A 25,396-nucleotide genomic window follows, 5' to 3' on the forward strand; every position below is an offset into this window, starting at 1 on the left:
ATATGAAAACCAGACTATTCCTCTTACTTATTATGTATCTGTTTATTCTGCCGTCGGCATCAGCACAACAGAAAGAATATTCGTTGTGGTACAGTCAGCCTGCACCTAATGAAGGAGCTGAAAACATTGTAAAGAGTCGCGGATTCCCTTATGACAAATATTGGGAGAGATGGTCTTTACCCATAGGGAACGGATATATGGGGGCTTGCATATTCGGACGCACGGATACGGAGCGTATTCAGTTGACAGAAAAAACATTCGGCGTCAAAGGACCGTACAAGAAAGGGGGCATCGGCAACTTTGCGGAAATATATATAGAGGGTATTCACCATGACCAGCCATTGAACTACAAACGTTCACTGCGCCTCAACGATGCCATCTCTACGGTAAACTACCAATACGAGGGTGTGAACTATACAAGGGAATATTTCGCCAACTACCCAAGCAATGTAATCGTCGTAAAGCTCAAAGCGGACCAACCCGGAAAGATTTCGTTCACTCTTCGTCCCGTGCTTCCTTACCTGCACGAATATAACGACGAAGGAACCGGACGTACAGGCAAGGTATCAGCACAGAATGACTTGATTACCCTGACCGGAGATATACAGTTTTTCCGGCTGCCGTATGAAGCGCAGATTAAAGTAATTCCCAGTGGGGGACAGCTAAAAGCGATGAACGACGAATCGGGAAACAACGGAACCATCCGCATACAACAGGCTGACAGCGTAGTGTTACTGATTAATGCACAAACTGCTTATCAACTGAAAAGTTCGGTATTCACGGCATCTCCGGAAAACAAGTTTACCGGAAACGAGCATCCGCACCGTGCTGTCAGCCAATGCATACAGAAAGCGGCCGACAAAGGATATGAGGCATTGTGCAAAGAGCATATAGCCGATTATCAGTCTCTCTTCAGCCGGGTGGACTTGCGTCTTTGTGATGAGACTCCCGGTATACCGACTGACAGCCTGTTGCACGACTATCAGAGAGGAAAAGAAAGTTTATATATGGATGAATTATTGTTCCAGTACGGACGTTATTTATTAATCGCTTCGTCGAGAAAGGGTTCGTTACCACCCCACCTTCAGGGAGCATGGAGCCAGTATGAATATGCGCCCTGGTCCGGAGGCTACTGGCATAACATCAATATACAAATGAATTACTGGGCTGCCTTTAACACGAATCTGGCGGAAGTATTTATTCCTTATGTGGAATACAATGAAGCTTTCCGTCAATCGGCCAACGAGAAAGCGACAAGTTATATCAAAAAGAATAACCCTGACGCCTTATCGGCCATCCCCGAAGAAAACGGATGGACCATCGGAACAGGGGCAAACGCTTTCTCAATAGATAGCCCCGGCGGACATTCGGGACCTGGAACGGGAGGATTCACCACCAAATTATTCTGGGATTATTATGATTTCACCAGGGATGAAGATATACTGAAGAAACACTCTTATCCCGCCATGCTGGGTATGGCCAAATTTCTTTCGAAAACTCTGAAACCGACAGAGGAAGGATATTTGCTGGCTGATCCGTCTTCTTCGCCTGAACAATATCATAACGGTACGACCTACCAGACGAAAGGTTGTGCATTCGATCAGGGAATGATTTGGGAGAGTTTTCATGATGTATTGAAAGCAGCGGATATCCTGAAAGAGGAGTCGCCTTTCCTCCGGACGATAAAAGAGCAGATTGGCAAACTGGATGCCATCCAGATCGGAGAATCGGGGCAGATAAAGGAATATCGTGAAGAAAAAAAGTATAGTGACATCGGAGATCCGCGCCATCGCCATATTTCGCATTTATGCGCACTCTATCCGGGTACGCTGATTAATGCGGAGACTCCCGAATGGTTGAAGGCGGCTACCGTAACTTTAAACAACCGGGGAGATAAATCGACAGGATGGGGTGTCGCCCATCGTTTAAACTTATGGGCACGGGTAAAAGACGGGGATATGGCGTACCAACGATACCAGCTGTTATTGAAGAAATACATCCTCGAAAACCTGTGGAATATGCACCCGCCTTTCCAGATTGACGGAAACCTGGGAGGGACTGCCGGAGTAGCAGAAATGTTGATTCAAAGTCATGAAGGGTATATCAACCCTCTCCCCGCCCTGCCGGCTGCATGGAGAGACGGAAGTTATGAAGGTTTGGTAGCCCGGGGAAACTTTGTAGTTTCCGTTTTCTGGAAACAGGGACTCATGACTCAAATGGATGTCTTATCCAGAGCGGGTGGCGAATGCGTCATTCAATACAAGGATATTGCCAATTTTACAATCAAAGACGCCAAAGGAAAGAAAGTGAAAACTATCCGGGAAAGTAAGAACCGCATCAGATTTGCCACCCAAAAAGGAAATACCTATTACTTAAACCATTAATAAAAGATATGAGACTGAAAAAACAAATAGCGATTCTGGCACTGGGAGCAGGTTTCGCCGGCTGCACTCCCCAACCGGCAACCAACCTCATTGAAGATAACATGGAGTTTGCACAGCAACAACTCCGGTTTGCTTTTGATGAGATAGATTATGCCATCGTCAATGAGTCACCCGAAAGCCGCGCAAAACGGGAAAAGAACGGTTGGGGAGAATTGACCAACCCCCGCAATTCGGAACCGGACGGGACACTGAACTTGGTGCCGTCCAAAGACTGGACAAGCGGATTCTTTCCGGGAGAACTTTGGTTCCTTTACGAATATACCCAAAACAATTTCTGGAAAAAGAAAGCCCAGCAACATACTGATATATTAGAGAAGGAAAAGATGAACGGAAGTACTCACGACATGGGTTTTAAAGTCTATTGCAGCTTTGGCAACGGATACCGTCTGACGCAAGATGAACACTATAAAGAGGTCTTGCTGCAATCAGCACGCACACTCGCTATGCGCTTCAAACCGGCGGCAGGGATTATCCGGTCGTGGGATCATAGTACGGCCAAATGGCTATGTCCGGTGATTATTGATAATATGATGAACCTTGAACTGCTGTTCTGGGCTACTAAGGAGAGCAAAGACTCTACGTTTTACCGGATAGCGGTCGATCATGCAAGAACTACGATGAAGCATCATTTCCGGCCTGATTTCAGCAGTTATCATGTGATAGATTATGATACAATTACAGGGCAGGTATTAAAAAAGAATACTCATCAGGGCTTTGCCGATGAATCTGCCTGGTCACGCGGACAGGCATGGGCGCTCTACGGATATACGATGTGTTATCGCGAAACCCGGTTACCGGAGTTTTTGGAGCAGGCACAAAACATAGAGAAGTACCTCTTTACTCATCCCAATATGCCGGAGGATCTTATTCCTTACTGGGATTTCGATGCGCCCGGTATACCCGACGAGCCACGTGATGTTTCAGCGGCTACGGTCATCGCTTCGGCACTTTATGAACTTAGCCTGTATGATCTTGAAAAGGGGGAACGCTACAGGAGCAATGCGGATAAGATCATAGAGAACCTGACGAAGCATTATCGCGCTACGCTAAAGAAAGACAACGGTTTCCTGTTATTGCACAGCACGGGTACCAAACCGACTAATACGGAAGTGGACGTACCTATTGTCTATGCCGACTATTATTTCATAGAAGCGTTGATGCGTAAAAACAAATTAGAAAAAACGGGTAAACTGTTTTAATATTAAATCATGTCGGTAAGAAAACGGAGTATTTAATTGTTTAAACTAACAGATAAAACCATGAAGAAATCTACTAAATTATGGATGGTCATTCTCTTCCTATTCACCGGAGCAGGAAGGGTAACTGCTCAAATTCCATCTACCAGAATATACGACGGAGAGAAACTGGCTAAGGTAAAAGCCCGTATGGAGTCAAAAGAATATGCATCTGCCATCACTAAATTGATGAATGAGGCGGACAAAGCCCTGAAAAGTAAACCTGTCTCCGTGATGGATAAAACGATGGTTGCGGGTAGCGGGGACAAACACGACTACATTAGTATGGGACCTTACTGGTGGCCCGATCCGACGAAACCCGACGGTCTGCCTTATATCCGCAAAGACGGAGTACGCAACCCTAATGCAACGAGTGACTGTACGAACATCGGAAAGACAATTAATGATATATCGACTTTAGGAATCGCCTACTATTTCTCCGGCAATGAGAAATATGCAGCCAAAGCTGCTGAACTCACCCGCATCTGGTTTCTGAACCCTGAAACTCGCATGAATCCCAACATGAATTATGCACAAATGATTCCGGGTCATAATGGGAACAAGGGCAGAGGGTTCGGCATGATTGATGTTTATTCGTTTATCAATTTACTGGATGCAGTAGAGATGATGAATACTTCCACCGCCTTTACAACAGCAGACCGTTCCGGTCTGAAAGATTGGTTTACCGATTATCTGGAATGGATTCGCACCAGTCCTGTAGCCGACGAGGCACGGACATCTGAAAATAATCATGGGGTATCTTTCGACGTGCAACAAACGGTGTATGCGCTCTTCACCGGAGATTCTGTCCTGGCACGGAAGACAATCAGTGAGTTTGCAAAGTTACGATTGTTCCCACAAATCGAACCCGACGGCAGACAACTTAGAGAACTGGAGCGCACCAACGGACTTAGTTACACAAACTACAATCTGGCTCTTATAATGGATATGTGTGCAATCGGCCATACATTAGGTATAGATGTCTACAACAGCACTTCCAAAGACGGGCGTTGCATCGCGAAAGCATTGAAGTATATGGCTTCTTTTATCGGCAAGCCACAAAGTGAGTTTCCATACCAGCAAAGCAGGGATTGGGAAAAAGAGTTGCAAACAAGTTGTTGGATATTGCACCGTGCTTCTTTCTATGACAATAAATCGGGTTGGGAGGAGATCTGCCAAAAATATCTGAAGCCATCCAGCACGGACAGAAGGCGATTGTTATATAGTTTAGAATAATTCAATAGGTATATTATAAATATTACACGACATCGGAATAGATTAAGATGTTTCTGAATAAGATATTACCAGATTCTGACAAGATTGGGTAATGTCTTATTTTTATAATGAGGAAAATTGTTACCTTTGTTATATCTTATATTTGCAATAAGATTAAATCTAATTTTTCCTCTTATGAAAATAATTAAAGCCGCCCGCATCGTTATCCTCATTACCGGACTAGTAGTAGCCGGAGTGTTCTTTTCATCCCCTGTTTCTGCCCAGGATATTTCGGGAACCTGGCATGGAAAACTTTCCATTCCCACCGGTTCATTGACTATTGTATTCCATATCAGTCAAACAGAACAGGGAACTTATGTGACGACATTGGACAGCCCCGACCAGGGAGCTAACGGCATAAAGACGCAGACTACTTCTTTCAATGATTCTATATTGACGATCCAGATACCCATTATCCATGCCTCTTACAAAGGAAAATTGGATAGTAATCAAACAATCAGTGGGACGTTTACACAGGGAATGCCTATTCCATTGAATTTGGAAAAGGGAGAAGCCGGTCGCCCCAAGCGCCCACAGGAGCCTCAACCGCCTTTCCCTTACAAAAGCGAAGAGGTCATTGTGAGGAATGAGCAGGATGGCATCAGCCTTGCCGGAACATTGACTCTTCCCCAAAAGGGAACTAAGTTTCCGGCAGTGGTTATGGTGACAGGGAGCGGTGCACAGAACCGGGATGAAGAAATCATGGGACACAAACCTTTCCTCGTCATCGCCGATTATCTGACCCGGAACGGAATTGCCGTACTTAGGTGTGATGATAGGGGAACTGCCGCTTCACAAGGTAATCATGCAACAGCTACCAATGAGGATTTTGCCACAGATACGGAGGCTGCTATCAATTATCTGCGCAGCAGAAAAGAAATTAATGCGAAGAAAATCGGTATCATCGGACATAGTGCGGGCGGAATCATTGCATTCATCGTTGCAAAAAAAGATCCGTCGATCGCATTTGTCGTTTCATTGGCAGGGGCCGGTGTGAAAGGCGACAGTCTGATGTTGAAGCAGGTAGAGTTAATATCTAAGTCCCAGGGAATGCCGGATGCAGTCTGGCAAGGGATGAAACCGTCTATACGAAACAGGTACGCCATACTGCAACAAACGGATAAGACTCCCGAAGAGTTACAGAAAGAATTATATGCAGACATTACCCAAACAATGTCTCCCGAACAGCTGAAAGATTTAAATACCATCCAGCAGATATCTGCACAAATCAGTTCGATGACTTCTCCGTGGTATCTGCATTTTATGCGATATGATCCGGCCGAAGACTTGAAGGAACTAAAATGTCCGGTTCTGGCACTAAACGGAGAAAAAGACATTCAAATGGATGCCGCCATGAACCTGACCGCCATCCAAGAAAGAATCACTGGAAATGGAAATACAAATGTAACTATCAAAGCCTATCCCAACTTAAACCATCTGTTTCAGACTTGCGAAAAAGGAACACTGGCAGAATACGGGCAACTGGAGGAAACCATCAGCCCGGAAGTTTTAAAAGATATCGCGGAATGGATTCTAAAGCAAACGAAATAGTCGCTTTATCCATCTTCCAACCTCCCGGCAATCATCTTGCTACACACTAGCATTGTATAAATTGATTTAAATCAAAATCGTCCGGTCTGAACTCACCTTGAAAGATTTTGTTTTACCTTTGCAGCCGAAATAAAAAAAGCGGCAGGTAAAAAGGTAAAAAGCAACAGGTATTAGGTAAAGTTTGGTATGAAGAAGAGTCTTATTGCATTGGCGTTCGGTACACTGGGATTGGGTATTGCCGAATTTGTGATGATGGGAATTTTGCCCGATGTGGCAAAAGATTTAGGTATTAGTATTCCTACCGCAGGGCATTTCATATCTGCTTATGCATTAGGAGTCTGTGTCGGTGCCCCTGTACTGACATTGGCCCGCAAATATCCATTAAAACATATTCTGTTGGTATTAGTTACCTTGATTATGATAGGTAACATCTGTGCGGCTATGGCTCCCAATTACTGGGTGCTACTCGTTGCCCGTTTCATCTCCGGCTTACCTCATGGCGCATACTTCGGAGTAGGCTCTATTGTTGCCGAGAAACTGGCCGATAAAGGTAAAGGCTCGGAAGCCGTCTCCATCATGATTGCGGGAATGACCATTGCCAACCTATTCGGTGTACCTCTGGGAACTTCTTTAAGTACCATGCTTTCCTGGCGTGCCACCTTCCTCTTAGTCGGCATTTGGGGAATTGTTATCATGTACTATATCTGGCGATGGGTTCCCCATGTAGAAGGTTTGCAGGACACCGGCTTTAAAGGGCAGTTCCGTTTTCTTAAAACTCCGGCTCCGTGGTTGATTCTCGGTGCTACAGCCTTAGGAAACGGCGGTGTATTCTGTTGGTATAGCTACATCAATCCGCTGCTTACCCATGTGTCCGGCTTCTCCACAGAAAGCATTACGCCTTTAATGATCCTTGCCGGTTTCGGTATGGTGATGGGAAACCTGATTAGTGGCCGTCTCTCCGATCGTTACACTCCCGGAAAGGTGGGAACTGCCGCACAAGCACTCATCTGCATGATGTTATTGCTTATTTTCTTCCTTTCTCCATACAAATGGGCAGCCGCCCTGTTAATGTGCCTTTGTACGGCTGGACTGTTTGCTGTATCCAGTCCGGAACAGATATTGATTATCCGTGTAGCAAAAGGAGGAGAAATGTTGGGAGCAGCCTGCGTACAGGTTGCGTTCAATCTCGGAAACGCCATCGGTGCCTATGTAGGCGGACTGGCTGTTAGTGGCGGATACCGTTATCCTGCCCTGACAGGTGTACCGTTTGCCTTGATCGGATTCACTTTGTTCTTGATTTTTTATAAGAAATACCAGGCAAAATACTAAAACTCTATCAAAATACCTATCTTTGCAGTCAGATTATCGATAACTAAATAAAACGAAATAGATAAATGGCATTGCAATGTGGTATTGTCGGACTACCGAACGTGGGTAAGTCGACTCTTTTCAACTGTTTGTCGAACGCAAAGGCACAAGCGGCAAACTTCCCTTTCTGTACAATTGAACCGAATGTAGGTGTAATTACCGTTCCTGACGAACGTCTGAACGCACTGGCTGAATTGGTACATCCCCAACGAATTGTTCCTACAACTGTAGAAATCGTAGATATCGCCGGACTGGTGAAAGGCGCAAGCAAAGGTGAAGGACTGGGAAACAAGTTCCTAGCCAATATCCGTGAAACAGATGCAATCATCCACGTGCTCCGTTGTTTCGATGACGACAACGTGACACATGTAGACGGTAGCGTAAACCCCGTCCGTGACAAAGAAATCATCGACTACGAACTTCAATTGAAGGACTTGGAAACGATTGAAAGCCGTATCCAGAAAGTACAGAAACAGGCGCAGACGGGTGGAGACAAAGCTGCAAAGTTAGCTTATGATGTACTTGTCCAATACAAAAATGCTCTGGAACAGGGTAAATCTGCACGTACAGTGACTTTCGAAACGAAAGACGAACAAAAGATTGCTCACGAACTGTTCTTATTGACCAGCAAACCGGTGATGTACGTTTGCAACGTTGATGAAGCAAGCGCAGTGGGTGGCAACAAATACGTAGATATGGTGCGTGAAGCTGTAAAAGACGAGGATGCTCAAATCCTGATTGTTGCAGCCAAGACAGAAGCGGACATTGCCGAACTGGAAACGTACGAAGACCGCCAGATGTTCCTTGCCGAAGTAGGCTTGGAAGAATCAGGTGTAGCACGCCTTATCAAATCAGCTTATAAACTATTGAATCTTGAAACCTATTTCACAGCCGGCGTGCAGGAAGTACGCGCCTGGACTTACGAAAAGGGATGGAAAGCTCCTCAATGTGCTGGTGTTATCCATACTGACTTTGAAAAAGGTTTTATCCGTGCCGAAGTTATCAAATACGAGGACTATATTCAATACGGATCGGAAGCAGCTGTGAAAGAAGCCGGAAAGCTGGGTGTGGAAGGAAAAGAATATATAGTGCAGGACGGAGACATCATGCATTTCCGTTTCAATGTGTGATTATCAGTCATCACCAACGACTCATTAATTATTAATTCGCTAATAACATGAAGTATCTCATCGCAGGAACTGGAGGTGTAGGCGGCAGTATCGCAGGATTTTTGTCGCTGGCAGGCAAAGATGTAACCTGTATTGCCCGTGGTGCTCATTTGCAAGCAATACAAACGGATGGTTTAAAACTGAAGTCGGATTTAAAAGGCGAACATACGCTCCGGATTCCGGCAACTACCGCTGAAGAATTCAATGGAAAAGCGGATGTGATATTTGTATGCGTAAAAGGTTACTCGGTCGATTCTATTGTAGAACTCATTCAAAGAGCCGCTCACAAAGACACGGTTGTCATCCCCATACTGAATGTGTATGGAACAGGACCGCGGATACAGAAACTTGTTCCGGGAGTTACCGTTCTGGATGGTTGCATCTATATTGTGGGGTTTGTATCCGGCACAGGAGAAATCACCCAGATGGGGAAAATATTCCGGTTAGTGTATGGCGCTCATCGCGGCACTATCGTTAAAACCGGATTACTGGAAGCCATCCAACAGGATTTGCAGGAAGCAGGTATCAAAGTAGACCTTTCACCGGATATCAACCGGGATACATTTATCAAATGGTCGTTTATTTCTGCAATGGCTTTAACAGGGGCATACTACGATGTTCCGATGGGTGAAGTTCAAAAACCGGGAAAGATACGGAATACATTCATCGGACTCACTACAGAGAGCGCTGCTTTAGGAAAGAAGCTAAGTGTGGAATTTCCGGAAGACCCTGTCACTTACAATCTGAAAATCATCGATAAACTGGATCCCGAAAGCACTGCTTCCATGCAGAAAGATCTGGCACGCGGACACGAATCCGAGATACAGGGACTGCTTTTCGATATGATTGCAGCAGCCGAAGAACAAGGGATTGACATACCGACCTACCGGATGGTTGCAGAAAAATTCAAAGAATAGCCACTAGAGAAAGAATGAAACCTATTAAATAAATAATACTACCAAGCCTATGTATTCACTTCTCAACATCAACTGGAACCCGAATCCCGAACTATTCAACCTGTTCGGTATTTCTATCCGTTATTACGGATTATTGTGGGCAGTAGGAATATTCTTTGCTTATGTTATTGTTCACTACCAGTTCCGGGATAAAAAGATAGAAGAAAAGAAGTTTGATCCGCTTTTCTTTTACTGTTTCTTTGGTATTCTGATCGGCGCCCGTCTGGGACACTGTTTATTCTATGATCCGGGATACTATCTGTCACATTTCTGGGAAATGATTCTTCCCATCAAGTTTATGCCGGATGGAAACTGGAAGTTTACCGGATACGAGGGATTGGCCAGCCATGGTGGCACACTAGGATTGATAGTCGCACTTTGGCTGTATTGCCGTAAGACAAAGCTCCATTATATGGATGTATTGGATATGATTGCCGTAGCCACTCCAATCACAGCCTGTTTCATCCGCCTTGCCAACCTGATGAACTCCGAAATCATCGGCAAGCCGACTGATGTACCCTGGGCGTTTATATTCGAGCGTGTAGATATGCAGCCCCGTCATCCGGGACAACTTTACGAGGCTATCGCCTATCTTATCCTATTCTTCATCATGATTTATCTGTACAAGAATTACAGTAAGAAACTGCACCGCGGCTTCTTCTTCGGACTTTGTTTGACTTACATCTTTGTCTTCCGCTTCTTCATCGAGTTCCTGAAAGAGAACCAAGAAGCATTTGAAGACCACATGATGTTCAATATGGGCCAATGGTTAAGCGTTCCATTTATCATCATAGGCGTTTATTTCATGTTCTTCTATGATCGGAAGAAAGTAGAAAAGAAATGAAACATATCATAGATATAGAAACTTGGGGAGCGGACAGGAAAAGCAATCACCAAAGAAGGCAAATTAGTAATGCCTATCGCTATGACCATTCATCATGGATTTGTAGACGGGCATCATCTTTCATTGTTTTACAGGAAAGTAGAAGAGTTACTAAAATAAAGCACAAACAAGGATTATCATTCTCCCCCATTGCTTCATATTACAGACTTTAAATTAAGGGGAAATAATTATTTCCCCCTGACTATCTTCTTGATATCATTCAGCTTATTCAATGCTTCAATCGGAGTGAGATTATTCACATCCAAATTCAGAATCTCATCACGAATCTGGCAGAGAATCGGATCATCCAGTTGGAAGAAACTTAACTGCATCCCTCCACGGTTCTCGCTCACTTCCGTCAACGGTTTACCGGAAATTCCTTGTTGGCGATTGTCAGATTCGAGCTGCTTCAGTATCTCATTGGCACGTTTCACAATACTTTTCGGCATACCGGCCATCTTTGCCACGTGAATACCGAAAGAGTGCTCACTACCACCCCGCTCCAGCTTACGAAGGAAGATTACCTTATTATCAACTTCTTTCACCGATACATTATAATTCTTGATACGTTTGAAGGATTTCTCCATCTCATTCAACTCATGATAATGCGTAGCAAATAAGGTACGTGCTTTAGCTTTCGGATGCTCATGGATATGCTCTACGATTGCCCAAGCAATGGAAATACCGTCATAAGTAGACGTACCACGACCCAACTCATCAAACAACACCAGACTTCGGGAAGAAACATTATTTAGAATATCTGCCGCTTCATTCATCTCTACCATGAATGTTGATTCTCCGACCGATATATTATCACTCGCTCCTACACGAGTGAATATCTTGTCTACCAAACCGATGTGCGCACTCTCCGCAGGAACAAAGGAACCGATTTGAGCCAATAGCGTAATTAATGCCGTCTGACGTAAAAGCGCAGACTTACCGGCCATGTTTGGACCTGTAATAATAATAATCTGCTGCGTAGTATTGTCCAGCATTACATCATTAGCAATATACTTCTCGCCGATAGGAAGCTGTTTCTCAATCACCGGGTGACGCCCCTGGCGGATATCCAATACATCATTATCTTCAATAATCGGACGGATATAACGATTCTCACGAGCCACATTGGCGAATGACAACAGACAATCCAGACGGGCAATCTGATTCGCATTAATCTGTATCTGGGGAATAAACTCCGTCAATGCCTGTACCAAATCCGTATATAGCTGCGTTTCCAGCACCAGAATCTTATCTTCCGCCCCTAAAATCTTCTCTTCATATTCTTTCAATTCCTGCGTGATATAACGCTCTGCGTTGACCAACGTCTGTTTACGAATCCATTCTTTCGGAACTTTATCTTTGTGGACATTACGAACTTCGATATAATAACCGAATACGTTATTATAAGCTACTTTCAAGCTCGGAATACCCGTCGACTCACTTTCACGCTGTTGTATCTTCAGCAAATAATCTTTCCCTGAATAAGAGATTTGGCGCAATTCATCCAGGTCTGCATTCACACCATCTTTAATTACTCCGCCCTTATTTATCAATAAAGGAGGATCATTATTTATCTCTTTAGCAATCCGGTCACGAATAGAAAGACAAAGATTCAACTGTTCACCAATACGATTCAAGCTGGCATTATCAGCTTCCATACATGCCTCTTTTATGGGCTCAATTGCTTGCAAGGCAACTTTCAACTGAACGACCTCACGAGGCGACACACGACCTACAGCCACTTTGGAAATAATACGCTCCAAGTCCCCTATCAAATGCAACTGCTCTTCAATCAGTTCTTTGAATTCCGGTTGACGGAAGAAATATTCAACTACGTTCAAGCGTTCATTGATCGGCTTCTCATCCTTCAACGGAAAAACCATCCAACGTTTCAGCAGACGTGCTCCCATCGGACTGATCGTTCTGTCAATCACATTGAGCAAACTGCTCCCACCATCATTCATATTGCCAATCAACTCAAGACTGCGCACAGTGAACTTATCCAGACGGACGTATTTATCTTCTTCAATACGCGCCAATGAAGTGATGTGACCAATTTGCGTATGCTGCGTCATTGTCAAATACTGCAAAATAGCACCGGAAGCAATGATGCCATTCTTCAAATGCTCCACTCCGAAGCCTTTCAGATTCTTCGTTTCAAAGTGTTTCAGCAGCTTCTCACGGGCAGTCGTTTCTGTAAATACCCAGTCGTCCAGCTCAAACGTGAAAAACTTACTGCCGAAATTACCTTCAAACATCAAACGTTTGCCACGTTCAAAAAGAATTTCCTTAGGGGCAAAGTTATTCAACAGCTTGTCTATATAATCAAAAGGACCTTCTGCGGTAAGGAATTCACCGGTAGAAATATCGAGAAAAGCAACTCCACAAGAAGCCTTTCCGAAATGAACGGCAGCCAGGAAGTTATTCTCTTTATAGTTCAGAACATTATCATTGATAGAAACACCGGGAGTCACCAGTTCGGTAATGCCACGTTTCACCAATTTTTTCGTCATTTTCGGATCTTCCAGCTGGTCACAGATAGCGACACGCTTTCCGGCGCGAACCAATTTCGGAAGATATGTATCAAGGGCATGATGAGGAAAACCTGCCATCTCGATAGTTTTTCCTTTCCCATTGGCACGTTTTGTCAGTGTGATTCCTAAAATTTCGGCTGCAACGATAGCATCCGTAGAATATGTTTCATAAAAGTCACCGCAACGAAACAGCATCACTGCATCCGGATGTTTTGCCTTCAAATCCAGAAACTGTTTCATCATCGGGGTGAGGACAATCTCTTCTTCGTTCACGGGTGTCTCCTTTTCTTTTTTGTTGAGTATATAATGAATTATCCTTGCAAAGATAGCGGTTTTTCGGCAGAGAATCAACGGTATGCTCCGATTCAATTTTCAAAATAAATGTTGCATACCTTGAAAAAAGGAGAGTTTATTTCTTAATAAGTAGGAGAAAACTATTAAAACGTGTTATAAAACATGCTATTTTTCTTGGATAATTTGCTAATTTCCCAAGAGTCCGTATCTTTGCAATGTGTTTTTCATAGTATTAGATTTAAGGTTAACAAAGGTTGGAGCAAGGCGTTGCTCCTTTTTTTATGCCCGTATGCTTCGTTCCTATTTGATATAAACTAACAGACTCTCTTTTCTCAATCATGAGATGCTTTTGGCGCAGTCTCAGCTCCTCTAGAGTGTATTTTTAATTTTCATTTCTCATATTCTCATTCATTAATCATAAGTGGCAGAAAACTAATAGAATAGACTATGAGAAATGATTTCTAAAGCAGCATTTCTCATAGTTTTTCCGCCAAATACCCCGGTTTTTACCTTGTTTCTCATACTTGTTGGATTCATTTCTCATAGTATCTTTCCAGTCAACCTATAACAAGAATAAAGAAACAACTAGTCAACCATTATCAGGGAAGTACATATTCTCTTTGTCCCATATATTGTGGGAAAGTATTCCCTAATATTATGAGAATTTGTTCCCACAAAATGAGGGAATCCTTTCCCGCAATATATGGGACAACCCAAATTGCTGTTTATCTTCAACCAAGAAAAGGGAGAAAACGCATCGACCTATATTACACTTCACTTATAAACTGCTCAAAACTATATTTAAAATCCTCATTCAATATTAGCTTATACTCCTTGGTGAATTGATCAAATGCAGTATATGCCATTCCCATACGTTTCAAATCCACTAAAGCACAGCACTTAACGCGAACAGACTCTTCATCTAATGAATCAAATCGCAGAATACAATTTGAGATTTGTATTCTCAAGTTATCATTTCCTACAAATTGCTTGCTATCTCTTAACCGACTCAAAAGATCAATCATTGAATCGGAATAATCTGCTTTAAAACTATCTACCCAATCAAATTGCATGTTAGGAAGTAATTGACCAAATGAAGCCAGACTCAATAATTTTTCCAGATCTTCCTTATGGACCACATCTAAAGGCGCCATCTTTTGCATCAATTGATTTGCTATAGTATAATCATTATATACATGCCCCTTATTAAGAAAGTACCAATAACCATTTGCTGATGATATCTCCGTATCTCCTACCTCTTCCAACAAAAGACGTATCTTACGTATATTTACACTACGGTTATTAGAGAAACTCTCCTCTGACTTATCATACCACAACAATTCTTTTAACTTGATATTAGAAATCCCCTTATTATTCTGATTGGAATAAAGAATAATAACAGATAATAATTGACGCATGATAGGCGTAAATTTTCCGGTAATGTCTTTTAAATCCCGATTAATTACCTGAAATCCGTTTAGCATATAAATTCCTGGTGTGGTGTTCAATACAGGAGCTTCAAACGAGGAATATAGATGGTCATTTTCTTGAATTTCTTTTTCACTATTTATATCTAAAACGACCCCTTTTTCTTTTTCACAAATATCCTGTTGCGAAATAGATATAGCTTCTTTCTTATCATGCTTTCTGCTATTCCTTAATCTCCACCCAATTCCCCCTAAACCTGCTACACAAATACATATAAACAGTAATTTCCACCAAGTCCCCTTGTTTTCCTGTACTGTTATATTTTGAATAGGCAACACTGGAGATGCAATAGAATAAATATTAGCTTCATAATTATTCCCCTCTACTTGGTGAACTGTTACAGCATAATAACATTTTTCTGAAGCAAGATAAATTAAATCTGCATGAGAATTAACATCTAAGAAAGTATAAGGTATTGTATCACCTAAAACAGTTTCTTGCCCATTCTCCAAATTTAAATCTTTTAAAACTAAAGAAGATAGAAAACGGCCTGAAGAAAAAAACAATCCTTTTGCATGTTCACCTTTTTCTACTTCATCAACTATCAACGTAGAAGCAGCTACCTCATCACAAAGATTCTCCGGTATAGCCCACCTTTTTTCCAAAGAATAATCATTCAAGTTCAATTTATACAAATCCTTATAATGAACGACCCCATACTCCTGTTTGCCCAAGTCATTTCCCAATCCTCCATAAATATAAACCAGCGAATCGGCCTTCCCTATGGCACTCAAATAGCGAGGAGTAATCACATCTGGCAACTCTCCCTTTATCACTTCACCCGACAGAGATATTCTATTCAACTCACGGGTATACAAATGAAATCCATATCCCAGAATTTGTACAATCGATGAATCTTTTGGATTGAAAAACCGATTATGTTGTGTATAAGAAGACTGCCTTTTCCGTTGGATAGGAATAGACCAACTTTTTGTTTGAAAATTGAAAAAAGACAGATTCTCCCCATCAGGCTTCTCAAAGTCATAATAAACCAACTGGCTACCTTTATCTTTCAAAGGAACAAAAAGAAACTGGTTAGTGATCCGATTTACATCAATCAATGGCGAGAAAACATATTCTTTAGTTGTACTCCGTATTAAATCATATTTGACAATACGATCTTTTGCAATAAAATAACATGCCGACTGATCTTCACACGGGACAGGAAAAGTCTTGGATGAAAAAGATAACGTTTTCCTATGTTTCCAATATATATGACTATTAATAATCCATTCCGGATTTGATATAAAAGCTGTCATCTGCCGAAACTTGTCCTGAAGCAAAGTGTCAGATACTGCTTGCTCCAACGACCATTCATATTTTATGCTCCCAGGTTCCAGACCGATCTGTACATCTTTCAAAATAATAGGTGCCACATCCGAAGTTGTGTAAGAAGCTAATTTATTAGCACCAAAGCAGACTTTAACAGAATGATTATCCGGGGCAGCAACTTTCTCTTTAGAAATAAGAAAACCATTATTTCTGACATATAACGTATCATTTTTATACTCCAATTCTATCTTTATCCTATTCCACTCATGAATATCGATAGTCGCAGAAGAATGTATCTTTCCTAAATATTGCTGGTCTTTTATCAAACATAAATAAGGCTCTTCGTTCACAGGATTAACCAATATCAGATTGAGACTATTTCTATTGTCAACAATCATACGGCATACATAACCAAAATGCTCGCCTTTTTCCCTAATCTTCAAATCAAAAGAAACAGATAAATAATCTTTGAATCTCACTCCCTGATTGCCGGACGGTATGATTAATGAAGTACGTTCATCTTTTGAATATTCATAAGCACGAAAAGAAAGGCCTCCGATATTTTCACCACCCCAAGTGACTATAGTCTTCGAGATAAATAAAATATAAAATAACAGTCGGATATATTTCATAGCAAAAGCTTATTTGAAGCAAAGATATAAAAAATATGTTTTTTCAATCTTAGGATATTAAAATAATATAGTTACTCTGCACCAATAACGAAATATATCCGGCTATTATACTCCACATCCTTATCGAACCGGCATCCGGGATGAACGCAGTTCTCCTCTCAAATATTTAGCAGCTTCACCTGCCAGCCAAAGATAATGATCGGGGGCTTCTCCTTCATAAGTTATAAAAGAACTTTCACCCACCGGAGGTGTATTTGTACATTTAAAGAAAGCTGTCCCCTCATCTATCTCATCAAACATTGCCAAATAAAGGCTTTCTGCTCCTGCACCTACAGCACCTTTCACCTGTTTCCAGAAGAAACATCCCCCTAATCTCGGAATCATGTTTTGCGGAGCATCCTTTTTCATGTTATGCCAACTAAAGCCCGGAAACAACACCGGCATATAATCTTTACCATTCGCTTTGCACCACTTTATATCTTCCTCTATCGATTTACGATATGGCTCATACGTATTATTATCAAAACGTCCTACCAACCATGGATGAACAATATCCGCCTGTTTTACCAGTTCAAGCAATCTCGTATCAGAAACAGCATCTATCGTTAATGTCCGCCAATGAGTAGGTACACCTACCAATATAGAACAACCTTCACTCTTCAGGAAATCAATGATTTTCTTTACCTGCTCATATCCATATTTACGGCGATCATTAAACCCTATTCCCCAAACAGCAACTAACGGTTTACCATGATGATAAACATAATGATTGTTGTTCCGGGAAACTAGTTTATACTTCTCACACAGCTCTTTCCAGTCACGTATCAATATATCTTCTTCACCGGCTTCCATACCGGAAAGGTCATACATCAGGCAAATTGCCCGGTCATACTTTTCTGCCGAAAGAATAGCATTATTCAGTATCTTATTATAATTATCCTTCCCTTTCTGATTTAGTATAGAAACAACAAAACGTTGCATAAATACCCCATCAATTCCATATTGCTTCATCCATTTAAAATGCAGATCTATAGTAGAAGCATCATACGAACTAAAAACCTTTGCTGGTGTCTCATCAGGTAACTTAAAAGCCGTTTCATAGGTTTTCTCATATTCAGAAACATCCGGCCAAAGATCAATAGTACACTTACCCGGTTTGAACTCTTTTTCTTTTTCAAAATGTTTCCAACCCAAACCAGCACCGTCTTCAGGAGTATTAAACCAACCCTGATACCCTGCCATCACTAAACTCCTTATTGATTTGAAACGGACACGACTCATTGACTCCGTCGTTTTTGTCGCCGGATCAGACATCACCACCTCTTTAGGAAACTGATTTAAACCAATAAATTCACTGATAAACCGATCCGGATATACTTTCACAAGATTCATCCCTTGATACCCTGTCCCCAACACCTTTCCTACCGGACCTATCGTTATCATTTCCATATTGCCAACCTTTCCATAAGCATTGTTATGTAAATGCCCCGCAAATATTGCGTTTACTCCATATTTCTGAAACAAACGCACATATTTCTCTCGCATAGGCAAAGAGAAATTCGAATAATTCACAGGTTCATCCATCCGCTTTAGAAAAACAGAGCAATGAGTAAAAACAAACTTGAATCTGGCATCCTTCGTTTTCTGTAATTCCTGTTCCAGCCACTTAAATTGAACTTCTTCCCTCTCCTTGTCCTCTTCTTTTATTATATTTGAATCAATACCTATAAATGCACAATCACCATACCTGAATGAAAAATGGGTTTCTCCGTAGTTTTTTTTATAATTATCTATAGAAGCCCGGCTGACCTTACCTATATCGTGATTTCCCGGAATCATATAAACCTTTACTGAAGAGTCTATTTGAGCAATCATTGACTTATAAGCAGCAATCTGTTCCTTACTCTTCGAATTATTTACAAAATCACCGGTTATCACCACAAACGGAGGTTTTAACTGATTTATAGCTGTCACAGCCTTATTCATAGCCTCTGTTTCTGCCGAAATACTCTTATTATTATCCATGAAGCCAAATTGGGGATCACTTAATTGCAAAAAGAAAAAGGGAGTAGAATCCGCAGCTATCCCATGAGATACAAAAACAGCCAAGAGAAAACAAACGACTGATATTATTTTCTTTCTCATAAATTATTTATTGTTATCACGAGATACGACGATCTGCCTGATACATCGTATCCCGTTATTAATAACTATTACTTCTTAAATTGATTTCTGGTTATCTTCAGAAATTCAGATTTGTTTTCCTCCGTCGGTTCCAAATTCGTTCCTTTCTGGTAATTATTCCATGAATTGACTAACACAATGTTTTTACTTCCGATATTCCGTTTAGCTACATTACAGAAATTAATATAATCAGCAGTCTCTCCATCTTGCCCGAAAGTATATTTATAACTTGAAGTTGAATTGATACGGTCATTATAAGAAGGAAAGATACAAGGAACAAAGTCTGTATTCCATTTGGCTATTGTAGTCTTCCAATTGGCCCAATTCAAATCAACAAAACTGAAAAAGGCATAATAACGGTCATACATATTCGTTGACCAGTCGTTCACTGTCACTCCATCAAAAGAAGCAATCTGATGTTCCTCATAATTCACCGGAGCTACCCAACCGGTAGTAAATTCTCCAATCGTATAAAGATCATACCCCAATTCTGATACAGCCTTCTTTAATGCCGGGATGACCAAAGAATAATCAATACTCTTCAATGCAGAAGAAGAAAGGTTAGACGGAGTTATTAGAATAACCGGTCTTCCGTTCATTTTATAATAGGCCTCATCATTAAATAAAGGCACTAAAGTATTCGTAAAGTCATTGATCATCTTATTCAAATTCTCTTCCTCTTGAAGCGGTTTGTCATTAGATACTTTCAGATGTTTGGTGTTATAATTGATCACCAAGCGGACTTTTGCATTGGTTGCCGTACGTACAGACTTAAAGTTTGTAATCAATGTATTATCTGCTGAAGCAGCATCCCAAGTTACTATCAGAAAGTCCAAGGCAGCCTCATCCGCCCAAGCAAGCTGTTGCTGTAACACGCCACTGGTTGTAGACAAATATTCACCCAACAAAGGAGTACCGGCATATATTTTATTACCGGACTTTAACCAGCTGGAAGAGGAAGTTATATTGGTATAATAAGCACCGACTATCGCATCCACAGGTAAATCTGTCTGTGGTATATCATACACATATTTGCTCTTATCAGGAGCCAAATGATCGTCTTTATCACAAGATACAGCTAACAAAGCGATGAATCCGAGCAATATAATAGTTATCTTTTTCATATCCTTCATTTTTTAATTATTCGTCAAATAAGGGTTAGTCTTAGTCGGCAATGCAAACCATAACTTAGTCGACATTGCATCCTGTCCACCATCGAGATTCGTAATACCTTTCGTCAATTCATATTCATTGTTTGTTTTCTCGCTATCGGGATATACCAATCGCTGTGGAATATAAGCATAAGGATTATCCTTGGTACCGGCATTTACAGCGCCATATCCGGTTTCCGGCGAGAAATGCGGCGGGAATTCCAATACTTGGCTACGGCGAATCAGTGTCCACGCATCCAACGATTGATAAAACATAGCTATATATTGCTGCATGATAATCTGACGATAAATCGGATCTGGTTCATCAGAGGTAATAGCAGAAGATACAATGCCGATAAAATCTTTATAATAATCTTCACCTTCTTCTGTGACTGTGAGATCTGTCAATGTATTCCATTTAATTCCCGGAGTCTGAAGATAATTATTTACTTTTCCACCGTCTACGCCATATTGAGCCATTGAAGCGTTCACACCAGCATTGTAATAAGCCTCGGCTGTTTGCGAACCACTTCCCAAACCTTTATGAACCAATTCACTTTTCAACAGGCACACTTCTGCATAATTCATAATTACTTCTGCATAACTCTGCTCCGTGAATTTATCCTGTAATTGAGAGTAATCATCCGCCGTCTTTCCACTATGCGGATTGGGAGACAAGCTGACTCCCGAAGGCAAATTAGAAACTTTCGGTTGTCCCCAATAAGGTGCCCAATGGAAGTTATCAGGCATAGAAGCAGCATTGGCAGGAGTGAAAAACTTCTCCAACCGCGGATCAGCATAGGGAGCCATATACATCAGAATCGATTCGCCGGCAGAGTGAAGCTTATCCAAATTACTTTCACGGTTGATAACCAGATAATCATAAAAATAATTTCTTGTATCTGCGTTATCTCCCCATTGCAAAAGACAATTATCTTCATTACTTGTCATCAAGTTCTGTTCATTTTCCATAAGTTCATCAATCACTTCAGTCGCTTTCGAACGGTCAGCATTACAAATACGAACGGCCAAACGCAAACGTAGTGAATTGGCAAACTTCTTCCATTTCAATAAATCGCTGGATTTCTGTCCTGAAGGAAAAATAGGGTCTGCTTTATAAACATCTCCATCCATCTTCAACCCGTCGGCACATGCTTTCAAATCATTCAGCATAGCATAATAAATATCCGATTCCTTATCGTAAGGCACTCTCTCGCCGGCATTAAAAGCCTGACTTTTAGGAATACCTCCCCAAATAGAAACTGCTTGTGAGAAAAGATAGTTTTCCCATATTTTAGCAATAAGTACACGATTGTGATATTGCTCGTCATTTTCCATTTGCGTTTGTATAAAGTGAACAGGAAAAATAGCATAATTATATACATTCTTCCAATATGAATCATTGGTTGAACCTTGATTTCCATACCGTTGTACCTGTCCGCCGGCAGCTCCACCATAATAATGGCTATAGTTGGCCAACAACACTTTTTTCATGCTTCCGCAAAAAGCATTCAGCGTATAATAAGAACTTGTATTGAACAAATATTCAGGATTAATTTCATTAAGTTCATTGGGATTGGCATTGGCAGATTCAAAGTCATTCGTACACGAAACGAAAGAAATGGCCATTGCTGCAAATCCGGCTAATAATATTTTAATCTGTTTCATAATATTCTATCTTTAGAAGGTTAGTTTAATATCAAATCCGACAGAAGTTACGGGCGGCATTCCTCCATATTCTATACCTTGAGCATTTCCTGATGAAGAAGAAGCCTCCGGATCTATGCCTTTAGGAGTATTTTGATGAAGAATAGCCAAATTACGTCCTACCACAGCCAGTCGTAGACCACTAATCGGCAATTTCTTTATGATAGACTTCGGAAGACTGTAGGCAACAGAAAGTTCACGGAATTTAATATAGGAAGCATCAAATACAGATCTTTCATCAAAACTAGCATAGCGGTTATTAGGTTTGACAAACAAGAGACAAGGCGTTCCGTCTTCAAAATAAGCGTCCGGATATTGATAACCGGAAGTTGCCTTCGCGCTACTCTCACCATAGATCACATTACTCAAATAATATCCTTCACGTCCTTCGGCAGATTCGGCAACAACACCGGCTGTTGTCGCTCTATTCCATGTTCCCGAATAAAGAGTTCCTCCAATACGTGCATCAAACAGAAAACTAACTGTAAAATTCTGGATTCTGAAATTGCTTCCAAAACTTCCCGTCCATTTCGGCTCGGCACAGCCTAAATATTGCGTATTATCCGTTACCAATATTTTACCTGAAGAATCGACTAATTTACGTCCCTGGTCATCACGTTTCCAAGCACGTCCCCGAATGACTCCATAAGGCATACCTTCTTCCAACATGATACTGACATTGCTTGATTTCAATAATTGCACATTAGGATTTCCGTCCACTACCTTAATCACTTCCGACCGATTACGCGCCCAGTTGATATTCGCATTCCATTCAAACAATTTAGTCTTGACGGGAGTAGCAGACAACACAACTTCCCATCCTTGATTACGTACATGACCTGTATTCAAGAATTTAAAACTATAACCGCTAGGCACCGGCAAAGCGACTTTCGTTATCAAGTCATAGGCATCAGAACGATAATAAGTTACATCTACACCCAAACGATTATGGAAAAAGCGGAGATCAGCTCCAAGTTCCAAAGAACGGTTACGTTCCGGCAAAAGTTGATCATTATTTAAAGTTGTACTAATAGTTTGCAAAGGTGAACCATTATAAATGCTACCCAACTTATAGGTTTGATTAATCCGATATGGATCTGTGTCAGAACCGGCATAAGCAAAAGAAGCACGAATCTTACCGAACGACAAGATAGGTGATTTGATCTTAAATGCATCGGTAAAAATAAACGTAGCACCAAAAGAAGGATAAAAATAAGAGCAATTATCCAGTGGTAAAGTAGACGACCAGTCATTGCGGGCCGTTACATCTAAATAAACATAACTATTGTAACCTAATGACACCGAGCCGTAAGCAGAACGGATTATCTTCTTAGATTGCAGTTGAGTGGCACTAGGATACTCATTCGAGTTAGAAATATTCTTGAAATCAGGAACCAATATACTATTCACACTTTCCGTTCTTTTCTCCGAGTTGCGTTCATATCGGCTAATACCGGCAATGGCATTGACTGATATTTTATGAAATGTTTTATTATACATCAATAAAGCTTCAAAGTTAGTAGAAGTACTGTTATTGATCCAGTTCTTCATACCACCGTCCACATCACTACGTGCACCCAGATTAAAGAACTCCATTCCTTTCCACCAATAAGCATCCAGTCCGGCTTTACCTACCGCCTTCAAGCCCGGAAGTAATTTTACTTCCAGATTCATCGATCCACTCACCCTGTCACGCGTGTCAGAGTTCGTATTTTCATAAATATTCCAATACGGATTATAACCACGTTCACCAATCGGAATCATTTCATTTCCATTTTCATCCTTATAATGTTTCAATACATCAATAGAAAGCGAACGAGGAAGAGTAACAAACGCATATATAGGATTCTTATCCGAACCATTCATATATTGACGGTTGTCTACCTTTTCATGTGAGTAAGTCATTTTAGAATCTAAAGTCATCCATTTGGTAATCGTATTCATCAACCGGAGATTGAATATATCTTTAAAGCTTTCATTGATACCGTGTACCACACTATTCCCCTTACTTCTCGTATACGATACGCGATAATTATTCTTTTTCGAACCACCTTCCACAGCTAATGTATGCGTGTACCGATGGGCGGTTTCGTAGAAATCCTTCACATTGTCCGGATGTGAAGAATGAGTAGTAAGTACGCCATCATGTCCATAGATAACCTGATCCCACAAAGGTGCTCCCCAGCTACGCAATTTAGCACCTGCAGAAGAATTATAACCACTGAAATTCGGTAAATCTGTTTGCAACCTGTTACCATTAGGTTGAAGCGTCAATTTATGGTCAAGCAAATAAGAGTTCTCTCCTGTTCCCCAACCATTCTGATAATCTAAAAACTGGTTCACTTTTTCAAATTGAAAATTTCCGCTATAAGATACTTTTGTTTTTTCGAATGTGCTCGAACGTTTAGTTGTCACCAATACAACCCCCTGTGCTGCACGCGAACCATAAAGTGCAGCAGCATTCGGTCCCTTCAGGATTTCAATGCTTTCAATATCATCCGGATTGATATCCGCTACCGGATTACCAAGGTCGGTAGAACCTGTACCACCATCAACGGTCACACTTGTATCACCCGGTTCGTTTTCAATAATCATACCATCAATCACGAATACGGGCTGTGAGTTTTCAGTCAGTGAGCTTGTTCCGCGAATGACAATGCGCGCACTACCATTGCTCGTTCCCGGAGGAGTAATGGTAACCCCCGCCACCTTACCGGAAAGAGAAGATATCAGATTGCCACTACTATTTTCTGCCAAGGCTTCCGCATTTACACTCTGCCGTGAATAATTAAGACTCTTAGCTTCACGCGTCACTCCGAGAGCGGTAACAACCACTTCATCAAGAGCCTTCGCCGTGCTAGCCAAAGATACATTGATATGAGTCAAACCGGTAATTTTAGCCGTTTTCGTCTCCATTCCGACATACGAAAATTTCAATTCTTGACATCCATTAGGCACATTAAGTGTAAACATACCATTTATATCGGTAATTGTACCTACCGATTTAGCATTCGTCTTACCATCCGGATCAACAGCTACCACCGTAGCTCCTATGATAGGCATTCCATCCGCAGCATCTGTCACTTTACCCGTTATACGCTTTCCTTGCGCATAACCCGATACACTTATTACTAAAAAGAATAAGAATAGGAAGTAGTTTTTCATAATACTTAATTATTAAATTAAAGAATACAGTATTGATTAATGCATTAAAGATGAACCAAAGATATTTTATGGTGATTAATATTAGATT

14 protein-coding genes and 1 pseudogene are annotated in these 25,396 nt (G+C 41.3%); 9 read left to right on the forward strand and 6 right to left on the reverse strand.

The genetic code is table 11. The features are described 5' to 3' along the window. Positions 1-2: 2 nt before the first annotated feature. The 9 genes and pseudogenes from NXV01_RS04230 to NXV01_RS04270 all read left to right on the forward strand — a co-directional run. On the forward strand, positions 3-2,384 hold the full coding sequence (locus tag NXV01_RS04230) for a glycoside hydrolase family 95 protein (protein WP_259021780.1): 2,382 nt from the start codon (positions 3-5) through the stop codon (positions 2,382-2,384). 8 nt (positions 2,385-2,392) lie between these two features. Continuing rightward, the gene (locus NXV01_RS04235; protein ID WP_259021781.1) at positions 2,393-3,643 is read left to right on the forward strand and encodes a glycoside hydrolase family 88 protein; all 1,251 of its coding nucleotides are present in this window, start codon (positions 2,393-2,395) and stop codon (positions 3,641-3,643) included. Between the two features lie 60 nt (positions 3,644-3,703). After that, positions 3,704-4,915, forward strand: a complete 1,212-nt coding sequence (locus NXV01_RS04240; RefSeq protein WP_148367675.1) for an alginate lyase family protein — start codon at positions 3,704-3,706, stop codon at positions 4,913-4,915. A 174-nt stretch (positions 4,916-5,089) separates the two neighbouring features. Continuing rightward, a complete protein-coding gene (locus tag NXV01_RS04245) occupies positions 5,090-6,505 on the forward strand; it encodes an alpha/beta fold hydrolase (RefSeq protein WP_259021782.1) in 1,416 nt (471 codons plus the stop codon). Between the two features lie 186 nt (positions 6,506-6,691). Further along, the gene (gene araJ / locus NXV01_RS04250; RefSeq protein WP_148367677.1) at positions 6,692-7,834 is read left to right on the forward strand and encodes an MFS transporter AraJ; all 1,143 of its coding nucleotides are present in this window, start codon (positions 6,692-6,694) and stop codon (positions 7,832-7,834) included. Positions 7,835-7,899: 65 nt separating this feature from the next. Further along, complete coding sequence (gene ychF / locus NXV01_RS04255; RefSeq protein WP_195648712.1) at positions 7,900-9,003, forward strand: redox-regulated ATPase YchF; 1,104 nt, start codon at positions 7,900-7,902, stop codon at positions 9,001-9,003. A gap of 47 nt (positions 9,004-9,050) precedes the next feature. Beyond that, positions 9,051-9,959, forward strand: coding sequence for a ketopantoate reductase family protein (locus NXV01_RS04260; protein WP_259021783.1), 909 nt, complete (start codon positions 9,051-9,053; stop codon positions 9,957-9,959). A 49-nt stretch (positions 9,960-10,008) separates the two neighbouring features. Further along, entirely contained in the window at positions 10,009-10,842 is an 834-nt protein-coding gene (gene lgt, locus NXV01_RS04265) for a prolipoprotein diacylglyceryl transferase (RefSeq protein ID WP_148367680.1), read from the forward strand. 57 nt (positions 10,843-10,899) lie between these two features. Beyond that, positions 10,900-11,001: pseudogene (locus NXV01_RS04270) on the forward strand (chloramphenicol acetyltransferase); the annotation flags it as partial. Between the two features lie 68 nt (positions 11,002-11,069). Here the strand turns inward: NXV01_RS04270 and mutS are convergent. The 6 genes from mutS to NXV01_RS04300 all read right to left on the reverse strand — a co-directional run bounded on the left by mutS (position 11,070) and on the right by NXV01_RS04300 (position 25,308). Further along, positions 11,070-13,658, reverse strand: a complete 2,589-nt coding sequence (gene mutS, locus NXV01_RS04275) for a DNA mismatch repair protein MutS (protein ID WP_217721022.1) — start codon at positions 13,656-13,658, stop codon at positions 11,070-11,072. A gap of 818 nt (positions 13,659-14,476) precedes the next feature. Beyond that, positions 14,477-17,101: a hypothetical protein gene (locus tag NXV01_RS04280; RefSeq protein WP_259021784.1), complete on the reverse strand. Its 2,625-nt coding sequence runs from the start codon at positions 17,099-17,101 to the stop codon at positions 14,477-14,479. A gap of 120 nt (positions 17,102-17,221) precedes the next feature. Next, positions 17,222-19,246: a metallophosphoesterase gene (locus tag NXV01_RS04285; RefSeq protein WP_259021785.1), complete on the reverse strand. Its 2,025-nt coding sequence runs from the start codon at positions 19,244-19,246 to the stop codon at positions 17,222-17,224. A gap of 68 nt (positions 19,247-19,314) precedes the next feature. Beyond that, positions 19,315-20,409 carry a glycoside hydrolase family 99-like domain-containing protein gene (locus tag NXV01_RS04290; RefSeq protein ID WP_032852583.1) on the reverse strand — a complete coding sequence of 365 codons (1,095 nt, stop codon included), beginning with the start codon at positions 20,407-20,409 and terminating at the stop codon, positions 19,315-19,317. Positions 20,410-20,421: 12 nt separating this feature from the next. Then, entirely contained in the window at positions 20,422-22,104 is a 1,683-nt protein-coding gene (locus NXV01_RS04295; protein ID WP_259021786.1) for a SusD/RagB family nutrient-binding outer membrane lipoprotein, read from the reverse strand. Positions 22,105-22,116: 12 nt separating this feature from the next. Then, entirely contained in the window at positions 22,117-25,308 is a 3,192-nt protein-coding gene (locus tag NXV01_RS04300; RefSeq protein ID WP_259021787.1) for a SusC/RagA family TonB-linked outer membrane protein, read from the reverse strand. Between the last annotated feature and the right edge of the window lie 88 nt (positions 25,309-25,396).

It is taken from the genome of Bacteroides sp. BFG-606, from assembly GCF_024788145.1.
GTDB classification, from domain to species: domain Bacteria; phylum Bacteroidota; class Bacteroidia; order Bacteroidales; family Bacteroidaceae; genus Bacteroides; species Bacteroides vicugnae.

Excerpts from the sequence above, each read along its gene's own strand:
- NXV01_RS04230 (WP_259021780.1), top strand. The coding sequence starts at position 3 with ATGAAAACCAGACTATTCCTCTTACTTATTATGTATCTGTTTATTCTG.
- NXV01_RS04235 (WP_259021781.1), top strand. The coding sequence starts at position 2,393 with ATGAGACTGAAAAAACAAATAGCGATTCTGGCACTGGGAGCAGGTTTC.
- NXV01_RS04240 (WP_148367675.1), top strand. The coding sequence starts at position 3,704 with ATGAAGAAATCTACTAAATTATGGATGGTCATTCTCTTCCTATTCACC.
- NXV01_RS04245 (WP_259021782.1), top strand. The coding sequence starts at position 5,090 with ATGAAAATAATTAAAGCCGCCCGCATCGTTATCCTCATTACCGGACTA.
- araJ (WP_148367677.1), top strand. The coding sequence starts at position 6,692 with ATGAAGAAGAGTCTTATTGCATTGGCGTTCGGTACACTGGGATTGGGT.
- ychF (WP_195648712.1), top strand. The coding sequence starts at position 7,900 with ATGGCATTGCAATGTGGTATTGTCGGACTACCGAACGTGGGTAAGTCG.
- NXV01_RS04260 (WP_259021783.1), top strand. The coding sequence starts at position 9,051 with ATGAAGTATCTCATCGCAGGAACTGGAGGTGTAGGCGGCAGTATCGCA.
- lgt (WP_148367680.1), top strand. The coding sequence starts at position 10,009 with ATGTATTCACTTCTCAACATCAACTGGAACCCGAATCCCGAACTATTC.
- mutS (WP_217721022.1), bottom strand. The coding sequence starts at position 13,658 with ATGATGAAACAGTTTCTGGATTTGAAGGCAAAACATCCGGATGCAGTG.
- NXV01_RS04280 (WP_259021784.1), bottom strand. The coding sequence starts at position 17,101 with ATGAAATATATCCGACTGTTATTTTATATTTTATTTATCTCGAAGACT.
- NXV01_RS04285 (WP_259021785.1), bottom strand. The coding sequence starts at position 19,246 with ATGAGAAAGAAAATAATATCAGTCGTTTGTTTTCTCTTGGCTGTTTTT.
- NXV01_RS04290 (WP_032852583.1), bottom strand. The coding sequence starts at position 20,409 with ATGAAAAAGATAACTATTATATTGCTCGGATTCATCGCTTTGTTAGCT.
- NXV01_RS04295 (WP_259021786.1), bottom strand. The coding sequence starts at position 22,104 with ATGAAACAGATTAAAATATTATTAGCCGGATTTGCAGCAATGGCCATT.
- NXV01_RS04300 (WP_259021787.1), bottom strand. The coding sequence starts at position 25,308 with ATGAAAAACTACTTCCTATTCTTATTCTTTTTAGTAATAAGTGTATCG.